General features: G+C 61.2%; 17 protein-coding genes. 2 read left to right on the top strand and 15 right to left on the bottom strand.

Going from position 1 to position 16,415, the window contains the following annotated elements; all coding sequences use genetic code 11:
* Positions 1–99: 99 nt before the first annotated feature.
* The 6 genes from DK871_RS11825 to dibA all read right to left on the bottom strand — a co-directional run bounded on the left by DK871_RS11825 (position 100) and on the right by dibA (position 6,458).
* A complete protein-coding gene (locus DK871_RS11825) occupies positions 100–1,080 on the bottom strand; it encodes a sulfate/molybdate ABC transporter ATP-binding protein (RefSeq protein WP_056782568.1) in 981 nt (326 codons plus the stop codon).
* Between the two features lie 3 nt (positions 1,081–1,083).
* Entirely contained in the window at positions 1,084–1,956 is an 873-nt protein-coding gene (cysW, locus tag DK871_RS11830; RefSeq protein WP_161905162.1) for a sulfate ABC transporter permease subunit CysW, read from the bottom strand.
* Between the two features lie 13 nt (positions 1,957–1,969).
* Positions 1,970–2,788 (bottom strand): sulfate ABC transporter permease subunit CysT, encoded by an 819-nt coding sequence (cysT, locus tag DK871_RS11835; RefSeq protein ID WP_161905163.1) that lies wholly within the window; start codon positions 2,786–2,788, stop codon positions 1,970–1,972.
* A gap of 199 nt (positions 2,789–2,987) precedes the next feature.
* Entirely contained in the window at positions 2,988–3,998 is a 1,011-nt protein-coding gene (locus tag DK871_RS11840; RefSeq protein WP_003187562.1) for a sulfate ABC transporter substrate-binding protein, read from the bottom strand.
* 64 nt (positions 3,999–4,062) lie between these two features.
* On the bottom strand, positions 4,063–4,245 hold the full coding sequence (oscA, locus tag DK871_RS11845) for a sulfur starvation response protein OscA (RefSeq protein ID WP_003170956.1): 183 nt from the start codon (positions 4,243–4,245) through the stop codon (positions 4,063–4,065).
* A 296-nt stretch (positions 4,246–4,541) separates the two neighbouring features.
* Complete coding sequence (gene dibA, locus DK871_RS11850) at positions 4,542–6,458, bottom strand: phosphodiesterase DibA (protein ID WP_161905164.1); 1,917 nt, start codon at positions 6,456–6,458, stop codon at positions 4,542–4,544.
* A gap of 166 nt (positions 6,459–6,624) precedes the next feature.
* Here dibA and desA point away from each other — a divergent pair, with 166 nt between their 5' ends.
* Together desA and DK871_RS11860 are read left to right on the top strand one after the other, a co-directional pair.
* On the top strand, positions 6,625–7,809 hold the full coding sequence (gene desA, locus DK871_RS11855) for a delta-9 fatty acid desaturase DesA (protein ID WP_003187559.1): 1,185 nt from the start codon (positions 6,625–6,627) through the stop codon (positions 7,807–7,809).
* Positions 7,810–7,996: 187 nt separating this feature from the next.
* Entirely contained in the window at positions 7,997–8,998 is a 1,002-nt protein-coding gene (locus tag DK871_RS11860) for a sensor domain-containing diguanylate cyclase (RefSeq protein WP_161905165.1), read from the top strand.
* 127 nt (positions 8,999–9,125) lie between these two features.
* On the opposite strand, the gene DK871_RS11865 is transcribed toward DK871_RS11860, so the two are convergent.
* The 9 genes from DK871_RS11865 to DK871_RS11905 all read right to left on the bottom strand — a co-directional run bounded on the left by DK871_RS11865 (position 9,126) and on the right by DK871_RS11905 (position 16,326).
* Positions 9,126–10,328 (bottom strand): HDOD domain-containing protein, encoded by a 1,203-nt coding sequence (locus tag DK871_RS11865; RefSeq protein WP_161905166.1) that lies wholly within the window; start codon positions 10,326–10,328, stop codon positions 9,126–9,128.
* 165 nt (positions 10,329–10,493) lie between these two features.
* On the bottom strand, positions 10,494–11,771 hold the full coding sequence (gene gabT, locus DK871_RS11870; RefSeq protein WP_161905167.1) for a 4-aminobutyrate--2-oxoglutarate transaminase: 1,278 nt from the start codon (positions 11,769–11,771) through the stop codon (positions 10,494–10,496).
* A gap of 177 nt (positions 11,772–11,948) precedes the next feature.
* Positions 11,949–13,391, bottom strand: coding sequence for an NADP-dependent succinate-semialdehyde dehydrogenase (gene gabD / locus DK871_RS11875; RefSeq protein ID WP_003187552.1), 1,443 nt, complete (start codon positions 13,389–13,391; stop codon positions 11,949–11,951).
* Positions 13,392–13,687: 296 nt separating this feature from the next.
* Positions 13,688–14,002: a RebB family R body protein gene (locus tag DK871_RS11880; protein ID WP_003187551.1), complete on the bottom strand. Its 315-nt coding sequence runs from the start codon at positions 14,000–14,002 to the stop codon at positions 13,688–13,690.
* Positions 14,003–14,052: 50 nt separating this feature from the next.
* Positions 14,053–14,367, bottom strand: a complete 315-nt coding sequence (locus DK871_RS11885; protein WP_003187550.1) for a RebB family R body protein — start codon at positions 14,365–14,367, stop codon at positions 14,053–14,055.
* A gap of 79 nt (positions 14,368–14,446) precedes the next feature.
* Positions 14,447–14,758: a hypothetical protein gene (locus DK871_RS11890; RefSeq protein ID WP_161905168.1), complete on the bottom strand. Its 312-nt coding sequence runs from the start codon at positions 14,756–14,758 to the stop codon at positions 14,447–14,449.
* Positions 14,759–14,798: 40 nt separating this feature from the next.
* Positions 14,799–15,425, bottom strand: coding sequence for a hypothetical protein (locus tag DK871_RS11895; RefSeq protein ID WP_003187547.1), 627 nt, complete (start codon positions 15,423–15,425; stop codon positions 14,799–14,801).
* 82 nt (positions 15,426–15,507) lie between these two features.
* A complete protein-coding gene (locus tag DK871_RS11900) occupies positions 15,508–16,080 on the bottom strand; it encodes a hypothetical protein (RefSeq protein WP_161905169.1) in 573 nt (190 codons plus the stop codon).
* 18 nt (positions 16,081–16,098) lie between these two features.
* Positions 16,099–16,326 (bottom strand): RebB family R body protein, encoded by a 228-nt coding sequence (locus DK871_RS11905; protein WP_003187543.1) that lies wholly within the window; start codon positions 16,324–16,326, stop codon positions 16,099–16,101.
* Positions 16,327–16,415: the final 89 nt, after the last annotated feature.

Here is a 16,415-nt window from a genome sequence, read left to right on the forward strand (position 1 = left end):
GGGCTTGCCCGCGATGGCGGTGGATCAGTTGGCATAACTGTCGACTGACACACCGCCATCGCGGGCAAGCCCGGCTCCCACAAGGGTTTTGCAGTGTTATTAGGCTTTTTGCCAGACCTTGGGTTTGAAGAACAGGGTCTCGCCCCGCGCCAGGCCGGTGAGGCTGTCATGGTCTTTCACCACTTCGGCCTCGATCAGTTCGCTTTGGCCTTCAACCTTGAGCGTAACCCGCGTCGTGGCACCCAACGGCCGAATATCCCGCACTTGCGCCGCATGGTGATCTTCGAGTTCATGGCGTGACAACGACACTTCGTGGGGGCGGAACAGCAGGTGCTTGTCTTCGCCCAAATGCAGGCGGTTGGAGTCACCCAAAAAGTGGTACACAAAGTCGCTGGCCGGGTTTTCGTAGACGTCGCCCGGTGAGCCGATCTGCTCGATCACGCCCTTGTTCATCACCACAATACGGTCGGCGACTTCCATGGCCTCTTCCTGGTCGTGGGTCACGAAGACCGAGGTCAGGTTGATGTCTTCGTGCAGGCGCGCCAGCCAGCGGCGCAGTTCTTTACGCACCTTGGCGTCGAGGGCGCCGAAGGGCTCGTCGAGCAGCAACACCTTGGGCTCCACCGCCAGGGCGCGAGCCAGGGCGATACGCTGGCGCTGGCCACCAGAGAGTTGTTCCGGGTAACGGTCCGACAACCAATCCAGCTGCACCATGTTCAGCAGCTCATGCACCTTGCTCGCAATCTGGCTTTCGCTGGGGCGTTGGTTTTTCGGCTTCATGCGCAGGCCGAAGGCGACGTTGTCGAACACGGTCATGTGGCGAAACAGCGCGTAGTGCTGGAACACAAAGCCCACGTTGCGATCACGCACATCGTGGCCGGAAACGTCTTCGCCATGGAACACAATGCTGCCGGCATCCGGGGTTTCGAGGCCGGCAATGATGCGCAGCAAGGTGGTCTTGCCGCAGCCGGACGGGCCCAGCAACGCCACCAGCTCGCCACTCTGGATATCCAGGTTGATGCTGTCCAGGGCCTTGAAGGCGTTGAAGTTCTTGCTGACATTACGGACTTCGATCGACATGACTTATTCCTCACCCGCGCTGTTGCGCAGGCGGTTGATTCGGTTCTCGCTCCACTGCTTGAGCAGCAGGATGAAGAGCGCCAGTATCAGCAACAGGCTGGCCACCGCAAACGCGGCAACGTGGTTGTATTCGTTGTAAAGAATCTCGACATGCAGCGGCAGGGTGTTGGTGACGCCGCGAATGTGGCCGGACACCACCGACACCGCGCCGAACTCACCCATGGCCCGCGCCATACACAGCACCACGCCGTAGATCAGGCCCCATTTGATGTTCGGCACGGTGACATGCCAGAACATCTGCCAGCCATTGGCGCCCAGCAGGCGTGCGGCTTCTTCTTCCTGGGTGCCCTGCTCCTGCATCAGCGGGATCAGCTCACGGGCCACGAACGGCACGGTGACGAAGATGGTCGCCAGCACGATGCCCGGCAGGGCGAACACGATCTGGATGTCATGGTCTTGCAGCCACGGCCCGAAGAAGCCCTGGGCGCCGAACATCAACACGTACACCAGGCCTGCGATCACCGGCGAGACCGAGAACGGCAGGTCGATCAGCGTGACCAAAATGCTCTTGCCACGGAACGAGTACTTGCTCACGCACCAGGCGGCGCTGACGCCGAATACCAGGTTGAGCGGCACCGAAATCAGCACGGCGATCACCGTGAGTTTCAGCGCCGACAACGCGTCTGGTTCAAGGATTGCGGTGAAGAAAGTGCCGAGGCCGTTCTTCAAGCCCTGGGACACCACCACCAGCAACGGCAGCAGCAGGAACAGCACGAACACCAGCCAGCCAAGGCCGATCAGGATGCGTCGCGAGGTCGCGCTGCCACGCCGGGCGGCGTTGGCCGAGGACGCCGCGGAAATAGACGATTGGGACATGTTCCGCGCCTCCTTATGGACGTTCGATGCGCCGCTGCAACAAGTTGATCAGCAGCAGCAAGACAAAGGACACCACCAGCATCAGCACACCAATGGAGGTAGCGCCGCGGTAGTCGTATTGGTCGAGCTTGACCATGATCAGCAAGGGCAGGATCTCGGTTTTCATCGGCATGTTGCCAGCGATGAAGATCACCGAACCGTACTCACCCACGCCTCGGGCAAACGCCAGGGCGAAGCCGGTCAGCCAGGCGGGCAACAATGCCGGCACGAGGATGTAGCGAAACACTTGCAACGGCTTGGCGCCGAGGCAGGCGGCGGCCTCTTCGATTTCCCGGGGGATATCGGCCAGTACCGGCTGCACCGTGCGCACCACGAAGGGCAACGTGACGAAGGTCAGCGCCAGGGTGATACCCAGGGGGGTGTAGGCGATCTTGAAACCCAGGTAGGCGGCAAACTGGCCAACCAGGCCGTTGGGCGCGTACAGCGCCGTCAGCGCGATACCGGCAACGGCAGTGGGCAAGGCGAACGGCAGGTCTATCATCGCATCAATGACCTTGCGCCCGGGGAAGGTGTAGCGCACCAGCACCCAGGCCAGCAGCGTGCCGATCACACCGTTGATGAGTGCGGCGTACAGCGCGGTACTGAAGCTCAGTTTCAAGGCCGCCAGTACGCGAGGCGCGGAAATGATGTTCCAGAACTGATCCCAGGTGAGTTGAGCGGCGTGTACAAACATCGCCGCCAGGGGGATGAGTACGATCAGGCTGAGGTACACCACGGTGTAGCCCAGCGTCAGCCCGAAGCCGGGTATGACGGGGGAGATACGACGCGACATAAGAGTCCTTGGTTAAAGGGTAGAAACCACTGCAGGAGCGCGCTTTTTGTGGCAGCTGGCTTTTCTGTGGGAGCCGGGCTTGCCCGCGATGCAGGCACCTCGGTGTATCAGCCACACCCCGGTGATGCTATCGCAGGCAAGCCAGCTCCCACACCAGCCCAGTTCCTACAGAAAGTCAGGCCCCTACAGGTACTTTGGCTTATTGCGCCGTGTAGATCTGGTCGAACACGCCACCGTCATTGAAGAATTTCGGTTGGGCAGTTTTCCAGCCGCCGAAGTCTTTGTCGATAGTCACCAGGTCCAGTTTCGGGAACTGCTGGGCGTATTTGGCGGCGACTTTTTCATCCCGTGGACGGTAGAAATTCTTCGCCGCAATCTCCTGGCCCGCCGGGCTGTACAGGTGGTTGAGGTACGCGGTGGCGATCTCGGTGTTGCCCTTTTTCTCGGCGTTCTTGTCCACCACGGCCACAGGCGGTTCCGCCAGGATCGACAGGGACGGCACGACGATGTCGAACTTGTCGGCGCCGCCGTCTTCCTTCAAGGCCAGGAACGCCTCGTTTTCCCATGCCAGCAGCACGTCACCCTGGCCGTTGTTGACGAAGGTAATGGTAGAACCGCGCGCGCCGGTGTCCAGTATCGGCACGTGCTTGAACAGCTCTTTGACGTATTCCTGGGCCTTGGCTTCACTGCCGCCGGCCTTGAGGCCGTAGGCCCAGGCGGCGAGGAAGTTCCAGCGTGCACCGCCGGAGGTTTTCGGGTTGGGCGTGATCACCGACACGTCTTTCTTGATCAGGTCGCCCCAGTCCTTGATGCCCTTGGGGTTGCCCTTGCGCACCAGGAACACAATGGTGGAGGTGTAGGGCGTGCTGGCGTCCGGCAGGCGGGTCTGCCAGTTCTCCGGCAGGGTTTTGCCCAGCTTGGCGATCTCGTCGATGTCACCGGCCAGGGCCAGGGTGACGACGTCGGCGCGCAGGCCATCGATCACCGCCCGGCCTTGCTTGCCCGAGCCACCGTGGGACTGCTGGATCTTGACGTTGTCGCCGGGGTGGGACTGTTTCCAGAAGCTGGTGAATTCAGCGTTGTAATCCTGGTAGAGCTCACGGGTGGGGTCGTACGAGACGTTGAGCAACTCGTAGTCCTTGGCAACGGCGGAACCGGCAAACACGGCACTGGCCAATGCGGCCAAGGCATAACGGCGAATCGACGACATAGAAGCTCCTGAAATTCTTGAGTGTTGGCTTTTCTTGTAATTGCGGGTCTATCGCCGTTCTTGCTCAGCTCGGTTTGTTACCGGGGTTCTGCAGACGGAATTTTTCCTTGCGTTCGATCTGTACCACTTGGGCGTTGTGTACGGTGATTTCCACCGCGCCAAACCGCAGGTCGCGCAGGGCGCTCTGGATTTCACGCAAAATGGCTGCTTCGTCCTGGCCGTCAACGCTACGTAGAGATGCGCTCATGGTCTCGCTCCTGAAATGAGTAGTGCCTGGCAGTGGCGGCACTGCTTGCGGCGTGAGGGCGATAGTAGATAAGCGCGGATATTCTTAAAAATACTATTTAAGAATGTTTATATAACCAGAAAGAATTTTCTGATAGGGCATGGGGTTGCAAAGGTTTCGACAACAAAAACGCTCACACACAAGCGCCGCAGAACCCCTGTGGGAGCTGGCTTGCCTGCGAAAGCGGTGGTGCAGTTACAGATGCGCTGACTGACACACCGCCTTCGCGGGCAAGCCCGGCTCCCACATTGACCGAGTCAGTCCTCGCGGATCAGAGGGGCCCGCGTCCAATCAATCTCCTGAGCCGGCATGGGCCGTCCAAACCAATACCCCTGGCCCATGTCGCATTCCTGGTCCAGCAGGAACCGCGCCTGTTCCACCTGCTCGATCCCTTCGGCGTGCACCTGCATGCCCATGCTTTTGGCCAGGGCGATCACCACGCGCACAATCGCCGCGTCGTCTTCGTCCCACGGCAAGCCCGCCACAAAGCCCTGGTCGATCTTGAGCTTCTGCACCGGCAGGCGTTTGAGGCGCAGCAATGAAGAATAGCCGGTGCCAAAGTCGTCGATGGCCAGGCGCAGGCCCAGTTCGCGCAGGCGGTGCAGTTGCTCCAGCGCGACTTCCGGGTCGTCCATCACGGCGCTCTCGGTGACTTCCAGCTCCAGGAAGGCCGGATCCAGCCCAGTGGCGTGCAGCACTTGGGCCACTTGCTCATACAGCTCGCGCCGGGCAAACAGGCGGCTGGAGACATTGATTGCGATAAAGCTCAGCGGCGCGCCGTCGGCCAGCCACTGGCACATCTGGCGGCAGGCCTGGTCCATCACCCACGCATCGATGTCGGCAATCAGCCCGGTGCGCTCGGCGATAGGGATGAACTCACCCGGCGGGACCAGGCCGCGTTCCGGGTGCTGCCAGCGCACCAGTGCTTCAACGCCGACCAAACGGCTGTCGTGCAGGTCGTGCACCGGCTGGTAATACACGCGCAGTTCATGTTGATCGAGGGCGCGGCGCAGCTCGCCGGCGATTTCCACTCGGTGTTGGGCGTGGGCGGTCAGCTCTTCGGTATACAACGCGTAGCCTTCGCGCCCGGCGTTCTTGGCCTTGAACAACGCAGAATCGGCGTTGCGCAGCAGTTGCTCGGCGCTCAGGGCATCACTAGGGAACAGGCTGATACCGATACTGGCGCTGATAAACAGCTGGTTGCCGTCAAAAATGAACGGATCCTTCATGGCGTTGAGCATGCGCTGCGCCAAGGCCGCGGCTTGCACCACCTGCGGGCAGCTTTCTGCCAGCACGGCAAATTCGTCGCCCCCCAGGCGCGCCAGGGTAACCCCCGGCCCAAACAGGCCGCTCAGGCGTTCGGCCACCAATTTGAGTAATTGATCGCCGACGTTATGGCCCAGGCTGTCGTTGATGATCTTGAAGTGGTCCAGGTCCATCAACAGCAGGGCGCAGCCACGCTTATGCACCTGCGCAGAGGCCAGGGCCTGCTCGGCGCGATCGGTAAACAACAGGCGGTTGGGCAGGTCGGTGAGCGGGTCGTGATGGGCCAGGTGCGCCAATTCGTGCTCTGAGTTCTTCATGGCGCTGATGTCCGAAAACACCGCAACGTAGTGACTGACCTGGCCCTGGTCATCGTGAATCACGCGGATGGTTTGCCACTGGGGGTACACCTCGCCGCTTTTACGACGGTTCCAGATTTCGCCGCTCCATTCGCCGGTGCTTTCCAGGGCCTGGAACATTTGCTGGTAGAAATGCGCCGAGTGGCGCCCGGACTTGAACAGGCTTGGCCGTTGGCCCATGACGTCTTCGCATTGGTAGCCGGTGATCTCCATGAACGCGCGGTTGACGTGCACGATCAGCCCCTGGGTATCGGTGACAAGCACCCCTTCACGGGTGCAGTCGAACACCGCAGCGGCCTGGCGCAGGCGCTCGCGGTTCTCTTTCAGGGGTTGTTGCAACGCGTGGGCACGGGCAAAACGCCGGCCTATCCAGTAAATGAGCAAGGCGCTGAGGCTGACCCCCACGTATCCACGCGCCTGCAGCCAGTGCCCCAGCTCCATGGGTTCATCGATAAAGTTGATTAATAGGTAATTGCTGAGCTGGAGCCAAACGATAGAAACCAGCAGGTATACCAACCCCGCACGTAGGGCACCTCGGTATGAAAACAGCATATGCTTAGTAATCCTTACTAAATAACCAGAATCGCCCTACAAAGAATCCGGATTATAGAGTAGGAAACACTTTGTAAGTCTTATCTGAAACGGTGACTGGTTTTATCTGCAAAGGAAGTGATAATGCGGGTGCTGTTTTTTACTTTATCTGAGGGCCATACAGCCTATGTGGTACAACGGTTTTCTTGATCTGTCCGCCTGGCAACTGGTGGCAGTCACGCTGTTGATGACCCACGTGACCATTATTGGGGTCACTGTCTATCTGCACCGTTATTCGGCCCATCGCTCGCTCGAGCTCAATGCCGGCCTGAAACACTTCTTCCGCTTCTGGCTGTGGCTGACCACGGCGCAGAACACCCGCGAGTGGACCGCCATCCACCGCAAACACCACGCCAAATGCGAAACCGTCGATGACCCGCACAGCCCGGTGATCAAGGGCTTGTCCACCGTGCTGCGCAAAGGTGCCGAGCTGTACCGCGCCGAGGCGGAAAACCCCGAGACCCTGCGCATCTACGGCAAGAACTGCCCGGACGACTGGATCGAGCGCAATCTCTACACGCGCTACCCGCTGTTGGGCGTGGCGCTCATGGGCGTGATCGACCTGCTGCTGTTCGGCACCATCGGTATCACCATCTGGGCGATCCAGATGATGTGGATCCCGTTCTGGGCCGCCGGCGTGATCAATGGCCTGGGGCATGCCGTGGGCTATCGCAACTTCGAATGCCGTGACGCCGCCACCAACCTGGTGCCGTGGGGCATCATCGTCGGCGGCGAAGAGCTGCACAATAACCACCACACCTACCCCAATTCGGCCAAGCTGTCGGTGAAGAAGTGGGAATTCGACCTGGGTTGGGCCTGGATCAAAGTGTTCAGCTTCCTGCGCCTGGCCAAGGTGCAGCGTGTAGCGCCCATCGCCCACCGCGTGGAAGGCAAGGGCAGCCTGGACATGGACACCGCCATGGCGATCCTCAACAACCGCTTCCAGATCATGGCCCAATACCGCAAGTTGGTGATTGGCCCGCTGGTCAAGCAGGAGCTGGAGAAGGTCGATCATTCGGTGCGCCACCAGTTCCACCGCGCCAAGCGCCTGCTGTCGCGGGAAACCAGCTTGCTGGAAGACCGCCATCACCTGCGCATCCAGAGCATGCTGGAACACAGCCATGCCCTGACCGTGATCTACGAAAAGCGCCTGGCGCTGCAGCAGATCTGGCTCAAGACCAGTTCCAACGGCCACGACATGCTGGCCGCGATCAAGGAATGGGTGCATGAGGCCGAGGCCAGCGGCATCCAATCCCTGCGCGATTTTGCCCACCAGTTGAAGACTTACTCGCTGCGTCCTACAGCGGCGTAAGAGCGCCGTGGGAGGGTTCGCCCTCCCACGCACTGGCTTTTTGGCGTCATTTTCCGGGCACCGTCAATCCACGCCGTTCACGGAACTTCACCGCAATTCCCCTCTCTCAAAGAACACTTCGCCATCATGGTGACCCCTTGTAGTGACCGCTTTTGCACCTGCGGCGCGCCCAGAGAGAGTTGTACCGATGGTTCACGAAAAGCCCAGCCTGCCCGATGTGCCCACCGCAGAGCCGCCGCGCCCGGCCGCGGCGGCGACCCTGTTGGCGCTTATGCATGCTCAAGGTGAAGTCGAGCGGCTGAGTGAACGCGAGCAACTGCTCAGCTCCCTGCTGGTCAGCGTGAACGCCGTGCTCTGGGCCATCGACTGGGAAACACGCCGCGTGCTGTATGTGAGCCCGGCCTACGAGCGCCTGTTTGGCCGCTCCGCCGGCCTGCTGCTGGCCGACCACCGTGAATGGCGCAACAGCGTGCACCCCGAAGACCTCGACTACGCCGAACACAGCCTGGCCCGTGTGCTGGAACAAGGCGCCGTGGAGGACCGCGAGTACCGCATCATCACCGCTGACGGGCAGATCCGCTGGTTGAGCGACAAGTGCTACATCAATCAGCAGGTGGTGCCCGGTGAAGCGCTGATCGTGGTGGGCATCGCCGAAGACGTCACCGAAAAGAAGCAACTTGAGCTGGAACTGCATCGCCTCGCCACCACCGACGTACTGACCCAAAGCAGCAACCGCCGACACTTCTTCGAACTCGCCAACCAGGCGTTCGACAACGCCTGCGTGCAGGGCACGCCGCTGGCGTTCCTGTTGCTGGACATCGATGATTTCAAAGACATCAACGACACCTACGGCCACTTGGAGGGCGACCAGGTGCTGCGGCGCATCGCCGAGTGCGGTCGCGGGGTATTGCGCCGTGGCGACCTGTTCGGGCGCGTTGGCGGCGAAGAGTTTGCTGCGGTCTTGCCGGGTTGCCCACCGGAGATGGCCCTACAGGTGGCCGAACGGTTGGGCAAGGAAATCCAGGCGTTGGTGTTCAGCTACGAGGGGCACGAATTCAATGTGACCGTCAGCCAGGGCCTGGCCGGCCTGCGTGAAGATGACTCCACCCTCGACAGCCTGTTTGCCCGGGCGGATGCGGCGATGTACGAGGCCAAGCGCCAAGGCAAGAACCGCGTTATAGCCGGTTAACACATCCTTTTGTAGGCGCGAGCTTGCTCGCGAAAAACTCACAGGCGCCGCGTTTATTCAGGAAACCCGTGTCATCGTTGACGTTTTTCGCGAGCAAGCTCGCTCCTACAGGTGTTCGGTGTGTGTTTCAGGTTTTGCGTACTCGGGTGAGTTCCGGCAGGCCTACCTTGAGCAGCCGTGCGGTCTTGCTGCCTGCCAGTTCTTCGAGCCCTTCGTGCTCGGTCAGCCGCGCCATTTGCACCGCCAAGTTCACCACCAGGGCTTCGCGCGAATACACCCCGCCTTCAAGTGAATAGATCCCCGCGATCAACTGCCGCAACTCCAGCGGCAAGCGCCAACGTGTGCGCAATGCCGAACCGTAGGCGGCGCCAAAGGCGTCGAGGGATTCGCCGATGGTTTGGTCATCCAGTGCACCGCCGCCCTGGCGCCAGTCTTCCAGGCAGCGCAACAAGGCCAGGTCGCCCAAGCGATGCAGGATGCAGGCGCTGTAGCAGCGCTCGTGATCGAGCTCCAGCATGCGCGCCAGGCGCCGGGCGTAGTCGGCGCTGTCCTGGGACAATTGCCAGTGCCGTTCGGCGTAGGCCACCAGCCCAGGGTCGCCCAACACCACGTTGTGCTTGAGCGCCAGACCCAGGATGAGGTTCATGCTCTGGCCGGGCACCAACTTATGCAGGGCCTCTGACAGGGTCTGCACCGGCGTGCCGTGGTAGCCGGCGCTGTTGGCGGCGGCGATCAGTACGGCGGTAATTTGCGGGTCGCTGTGTACCTGATCTTCCAACTGCTTGAGGTCCAGGCCTTCGGGGCCGAGGCTGTGTTGCACGGCGGCTTTCACATCCACGCGCAGTGGCGCCCCATCGCAAACCTCGCGGCGCCGCTCCAGGAAGGCGGGCAAGGTCATGCCCGGCGCCAGCGGTGGGATTTCGCAGTACACGCTTTCGCCTTCGTTGAGCAGCAGGTCTTGCAGGCGCTGGGTCAGGCTCTCCATGTTCAGCGGGCGGGTGAGGTAGGCGGTGGGCGCCAGGGGCAAGGCTTCGCGCACGCTGGCGCTGTCGTTGCGACTGCTCAGCAAGATAAACGGCAGCGTACGGCGCTTCTGGCGCACGCTGCGCAGCAGGCTCAAGCCATCCACGCCCGGCAGCTCCCAATCTGCCAAGATCAGGTCATAGGTTTTTTCGCCCAACAGCGTGGCGGCGTGTTGCCCATCGGCGCACACATCCAGCCGTGCGTCACAGCGCACATTCAACAGCACTTGCTTGAGCAGGTCCCGCGACCAAGGGTCTGCTTCGGCGATTAACACTCGGGGTACAGCGGGTAAATCAACAGCAGTCATCCAGCACGCTCCATCGGCAATGCTTGCACCTTAGACAAAGAAGCCGCCCGTGAGCAAAAAAAAACCGCCTAAGCGGTTTTTTTGTTCACGGGCGGCTTCTTTGAGCAGCAAGTTTTAAGCTGCAAGCTGCAAGCGGTGCATCACTTGCAGCTTGTAGCTTGCCGCTTAAAGCTCTGCGAAGCAGTCTTCAATGATCGCCAGGCCTTTGTCCAACTGCTCGTCCGGCGAGGTCAGCGGCACCAGCACGCGCAATACGTTGCCGTAGGTACCGCAGGACAGCAGGATCAGGCCCTTGTCACGTGCCTTGGCTACCACGGAGGCAACGGCGGCAGCGTTTGGCTTGTGGGTGTCGCCGTCTTCGAACAGCTCGACCGCGATCATCGCGCCCAGGGCACGCACTTCGCCGATCACCGGGTACTTGGCCTGGATGGCCTTGAGACCAGTCACCAGGCGCTCGCCCACGGCCTTGCAGCGGTCCAGCAGGTGCTCTTCTTCGAACACTTCCATCACGGCCAGGGCCGCGGCGCAGGCGATCGGGCTACCGGCATAGGTGCCGCCGAGGCCACCTGGGGCGATGGCGTCCATGTACTCGGCCTTGCCGCACACACCGGCCAGCGGGAAGCCGCCCGCGATGGATTTGGCGAAGGTGGTCAGGTCGGCGGCAACGCCCATCTGTTCCATGGCGAAGAAGGTACCGGTACGGCCGGCACCGGTTTGCACTTCGTCGGCGATCAGCAGGATGCCGTGCTTGTCGCACAGTTCGCGCAGGCGCTTCATGAAGGCTTTTGGCGCGACGTAGAAGCCGCCCTCGCCCTGCACCGGCTCGATGATGATGGCGGCGATATCACGCGGCTCGGCATCGTTTTTGAAGATACGCTCGATGCTGGCGATGGAGTCGTCGACGCTCACACCGTGCAGTTCGTTGGGGTACAGCGCACGGAACACGCCGCCTGGCATCAGGCCCATGCCGGCCGAGTAAGGCACGACCTTACCGGTGAGGCCCAGGGTCATCATGGTGCGGCCGTGGTAAGCGCCGGTGAAGGCGATCACGCCGGCACGGCCTGTGGCGGCGCGGGCGATTTTCACGGCGTTTTCTACCGCTTCGGAACCGGTGGTGACCAGCAGGGTTTTCTTGGCGAAATCACCTGGCACTTTGGCAGCGACTTTTTCGCACACTTCTACGTAGGGCTCGTAGGCCAATACCTGGAAGCAGGTGTGGGTCAGCTTGTTGAGTTGCTCGGTCACGGCCGCGATGATTTTCGGGTGCACGTGGCCGGTGTTCAGCACGGCGATACCGCCGGCGAAGTCGATGAACTCGCGACCTTCAACGTCGGTCACGGTGGCGTTCTTCGCAGAGTCGGCGAAGATCGGGTGAATCTGGCCAACACCGCGCGGTACAGCGGCTTCGCGGCGTTTCATCAGGGATGCGTTGGTCTTGCTCATAAAGTCCTCATTCGCCGCTCATCGGGCGGCGTGGCTCAAGGATAGGTGGCGGGGAGGCAACTACGGCAGCATGCGATGATCGACTGCCACAGCTTTCCCGGCCACTGCGAATAACCATGTGAAACACGCAAAGGGGCAGCGCTCTCGTGCCCTCTGCGTTTACTGCAATCCCGTGCCTTAGATACCCAGGCAGAGGTATTTGATTTCCAGGTAATCCTCGATCCCGTACTTGGAGCCTTCACGACCCAGGCCGGAGGCCTTGATGCCGCCGAACGGCGCCACTTCGTTGGAGATCAACCCGGTGTTGACGCCGACCATACCGTATTCCAGGGCCTCGGCCACACGGAACACACGGCCCAGGTCGCGGGCATAGAAGTAGGAAGCCAGGCCGAACTCAGTGTCGTTGGACATGGCGATCACTTCGGCTTCGTCTTTGAAGCGGAACAGTGGCGCCAGCGGGCCGAAGGTTTCTTCCTTGGCGACGGCGGCGTTTTTCGGCACGTCGACCAGGATGGTCGGTTCGAAGAAGTTGCCTTCCATCACCTTGCCACCGGCCAACAGCTTGGCGCCTTTGCTCAGAGCATCAGCGATATGTTCCTGCACCTTGGCCACCGCTTTTTCGTCGATCAGCGGGCCGGTGGTGGTGCCGTCTTCCAGACCGTTACCGATCTTCAATTTGGTCACCGCCACCTTGAGCTTTTCAGCGAAGGCGTCGTACACCGAATCCTGGATGTACAGGCGGTTGGCGCAGACGCAGGTCTGGCCGTTGTTGCGGTACTTGGAGATGATCGCGCCTTCGACGGCCTTATCCAGGTCAGCGTCGTCGAACACGATGAACGGTGCGTTACCGCCCAGCTCCAGGGAGACTTTCTTGATGTCCTTGGCGCATTCGGCCATCAGTTGGCGACCAATTTCGGTCGAGCCGGTGAAGGACAATTTACGCACGATCGGGTTGCTGGTCAGCTCGCCGCCGATGTCGCCAGCGCTGCCGGTGACCACGCTGAGCACGCCTTTGGGGATACCGGCGCGGTGCGCCAGCTCAACCAGGGCCAGGGCCGAGAACGGGGTTTGCGAGGCTGGCTTGATCACCATGGTGCAACCAGCGGCCAAGGCCGGGCCGGCTTTGCGGGTGATCATCGCCGCGGGGAAGTTCCACGGGGTGATGGCTGCGGTCACGCCGATGGGCTGCTTGATCACGATCAGGCGCTTGTCGGGCTGGTGGCCGGGGATCACGTCGCCATAGATGCGCTTAGCTTCTTCGGCGAACCACTCGATAAAGGAGGCAGCGTAGACGATTTCGCCCTTGGCTTCGGCCAGCGGCTTGCCTTGTTCGAGGGTCATCAGGCGGCCGAGGTCGTCCTGGTTTTCGATCAGCAGTTCGAACCAGCGGCGCAGCTTGTTGGCGCGCTCCTTGGCGGTGAGTGCACGCCAGGCTGGCAGGGCCTTGTCGGCGGCTTCGATGGCGCGGCGGGTTTCCGCGGCGCCCATCTTCGGCACGGTGCCGAGAATCTCGCCCGTGGCCGGGTTGTTGACCTTGATGGTTTGACCATTGTCCGCATCGACCCAAGCGCCATCGATAAAGGCTTGCTGGCGGAACAACTGGGTGTCTTTAAGCTGCATGTCGGCTTTCCTTAACAGCACCGCGCGCACGCGGAGCGAATTAGAGTTGTTGAAAGGCGCCTTGTGGGCTGCCGTCAGGGAAATCAGCCCCAGCGCGCAGAAGAAATGAAAGAGCGCACGGGAGACAGAGCGTTTGAAATCTCAAACGAATCCTAGGATCAATGGGGGTACAGGGCAATAGTCTGTTCGAAAAAAAGAACGATTATGGCGCATCGGGCTCATCTTTCGGATCAAACGCACACACAGCAACAGCCCCGGGGCCTTGTGGGCGCCGGGGCTGTTGGGGACCTTGCAGCTTAAGGTTGGAACGACTTGAGCACGGCCAGCAGGCTGGTCAAGTTGTCGGCCACGCCGCCCTGGGCAACTTTTTCGGTGGCGGCGGCGCCAGCGGTGGTGTCGACGCTGTAGATCTGCATCACGCCCTGGTTGGTGGCCGCCTGAGCCAGGGTGTTTTGTTGCTGTTGGGCCGAGACCGAGTTCTGGAACAGGATCGCCGTGGCCTGGCCCATGGACTGGTAAATGGTGCTCATGGCCATCGCGGGTGATTCGGCAACCACCTTGACATTGGTCTGGGTGACGGCATCTGTGATTTGCGGGCTGACTGTACTCATGGTTGAAACTCCTGGGTTGAGAAAGAACAACATCCGTTATTGCTCAGTGCTTAAGGCTGGAACGACTTGAGCACGGTCAACAGGCTGGTGAGGTTATCCGACACGCCGCCCTGGGCGACTTTCTCGGTGGCCGCCGCACCTGCGGTGGTATCGACGCTGTAGATCTGCATCACGCCCTGGTTGGTGGCCGCCTGGGCCAGGGTGTTTTGCTGCTGCTGGGCCGACACCGCGTTCTGGAACAGAATCGCCGTGGCCTGCGCCATGGATTGATAGATAGTGCTCATCGCCATCGCAGGCGATTCGGCCACCACTTTGACGTTGGTCTGGGTGACCGCGTCGGTAATTTGCTCGTTGACTAATGGCATGATCAATTTCCTTATTTAGTACACGGTGCATTCCGTGTTCATCAATGAACGTTGCGAAACAGGCGCTGTGAAACCTGGTTCAACGTTTCGCCGCAGGGTCCAACGCCGCTTCAATCTGCGCGATCAACCCTTGGATCAGTGCCTGTACTTCCTTACGTTGTGCGTCCTGGTCGGGAGCTGCGCCGTCCAGCACCTGGCGCAGGGCCGCTTCACGCTGCTGGGCAGCGGTCTTGAGCGCCTGTTCGTTGGCCTTCGATTGCTCAAGCACCTGGGTGGCGCGCTTGAGGGTTTCGTCGACAATGGCCTGGGGCGTTCCGGCGAAAATCTGCGGGTTGCGCAGCATTGCTTCGAGCCGTTGGCGGTCGTCGGTGGACAGGACTGAGGGTTGCATATCGACCTCCCTAGGGGCTGCCTTGGCGGCGACACGCCCGCTAAAGCCGCACCTCAACGTTGTCCTGCCAGAAACCGGCAAAGTAAAAGTGCGGCGACGAATCACAGAAGGTCGCCAACTCCGCAGGCGTAATGGCGCTGGGCTGGTTGGGAAAAATGGCAGGTGGAGGCGGTAGCAGGTTGGCCTCGTTGTAGAGGTTGCCGACTTCATAGCAGTTGGCCGCGAATTGCGAACAAAAGGACCCGCTGCCGATGTCGATGGACTCGTTGATCCGCGTCACCAGGCTGGTATCGGAAGTCCAGCGCCGGAAGGCTGAGATCATCGCGTTCCACACGCTGTAGCGGCCCCGGATATCACCACCGATCTTGTCGAAATAGAACTGCTTGGCAGCCACCGTCGCCGCCTCGCCCAGCTCGGTGTCCACGCAGGAAAACACCATCGCCGAGCGCGGCGGCTTTTCCAGGCTCAGGTCGGTCAGGGCCAGGCCACTGCCGACACTTTCGATCACCATCGTGTCGCTCACCGCAATAGCCGGGTGAACCACATTCAGGTAGGTCGTGTCCTGCGAGAACACCTTGGCCTTGACCAGTTGACCGGCTTTGATGAAGGCCCGCGTTGCGCTGTCATCATCTTGTTTGACAGAAAAAATAATATCTCCAGGCTGCATGATGTCGCTCCTCACTCAAGAAAAGTTGCTTTCAAGTTGCTGTTGCACCGCCCCAGCAGAACGCTGGAGCGCTGTGCTCGGTTCAAGCCGCTGGCGCGGCCCGGTTGGCCAGGGTGCTCGCGTACTTGGCGATGCTCTGGTCGATCTTGTCGATGGCCACGCTGGCGGCTTCGGCTTCCATCGCACCGGCAGCGGCAGCCACGGCGGCAGCGGCGCCTACCAGCAGGTCGGTGGCCAAGGCGCCCAAGGCGTCTTCGGCAGCGGCCGGCAGGTTGTCCTTGACGATGTTCTCGGTCATTTGCTGGAGCAGCACGGCCTGGGCCGCCAGGGCGATCTTGCTGACCCCGTCGAAGTACCCCGCTGCCGCTTGCGCCACCAGCCCGGCCGCCTGGCTGATCATCATGTCGGCCGGCACCGCGATCTGCGCCGGCGCATAGGCAAAGTTCTGCGCGTTGGTGAACTGCACCGCCTGCACGATCTGGCTATTGAGCGCCGCCGTGCTGTCGGATGACGGCGCGCTCACCTGGTTGAGCAGGTGCTCGTTCATTCGCGCCATGATCGAGCGCGAGGCCGGTGCAGGGGGCGCTGGCGCCGGAGGGTCGGCGGCGGGCGTTGCTTGGGAGGCGGCGGGTTTCTTTCTGCTGAACCACGACATAATCGATCTCCCGAGGGCTCAGCCCTTCTCGCCAATCTGCATGATCAGCGCCACGGCCTTGGAGATCACCGCGTTGGAAATCTGATTCATCGCCTGCTGGCTGTTGACCGCGTTCTGCAACGACAGGCCCGCCGCGCTGCTGGCCACCTGGTACAGCGACGCGATGGCCTGGGCCGGCGCCTCTGCCACCACCTTGACGTTGGTTTGAGTGACCGCGTCGGTGATCTGGCTGTTGACCTCTGTCATACATCTCTCCTTGATGGCATTCACCCAGGTTTGGGTGTGGATAGCGGCGGCGTGCTGCGCTCATACCACTAGAACGCCCCACGCCAACA

Source organism: Pseudomonas sp. L13 (assembly GCF_009935965.1).
In the GTDB taxonomy this organism is placed as follows: Bacteria; Pseudomonadota; Gammaproteobacteria; order Pseudomonadales; family Pseudomonadaceae; genus Aquipseudomonas; species Aquipseudomonas lactis.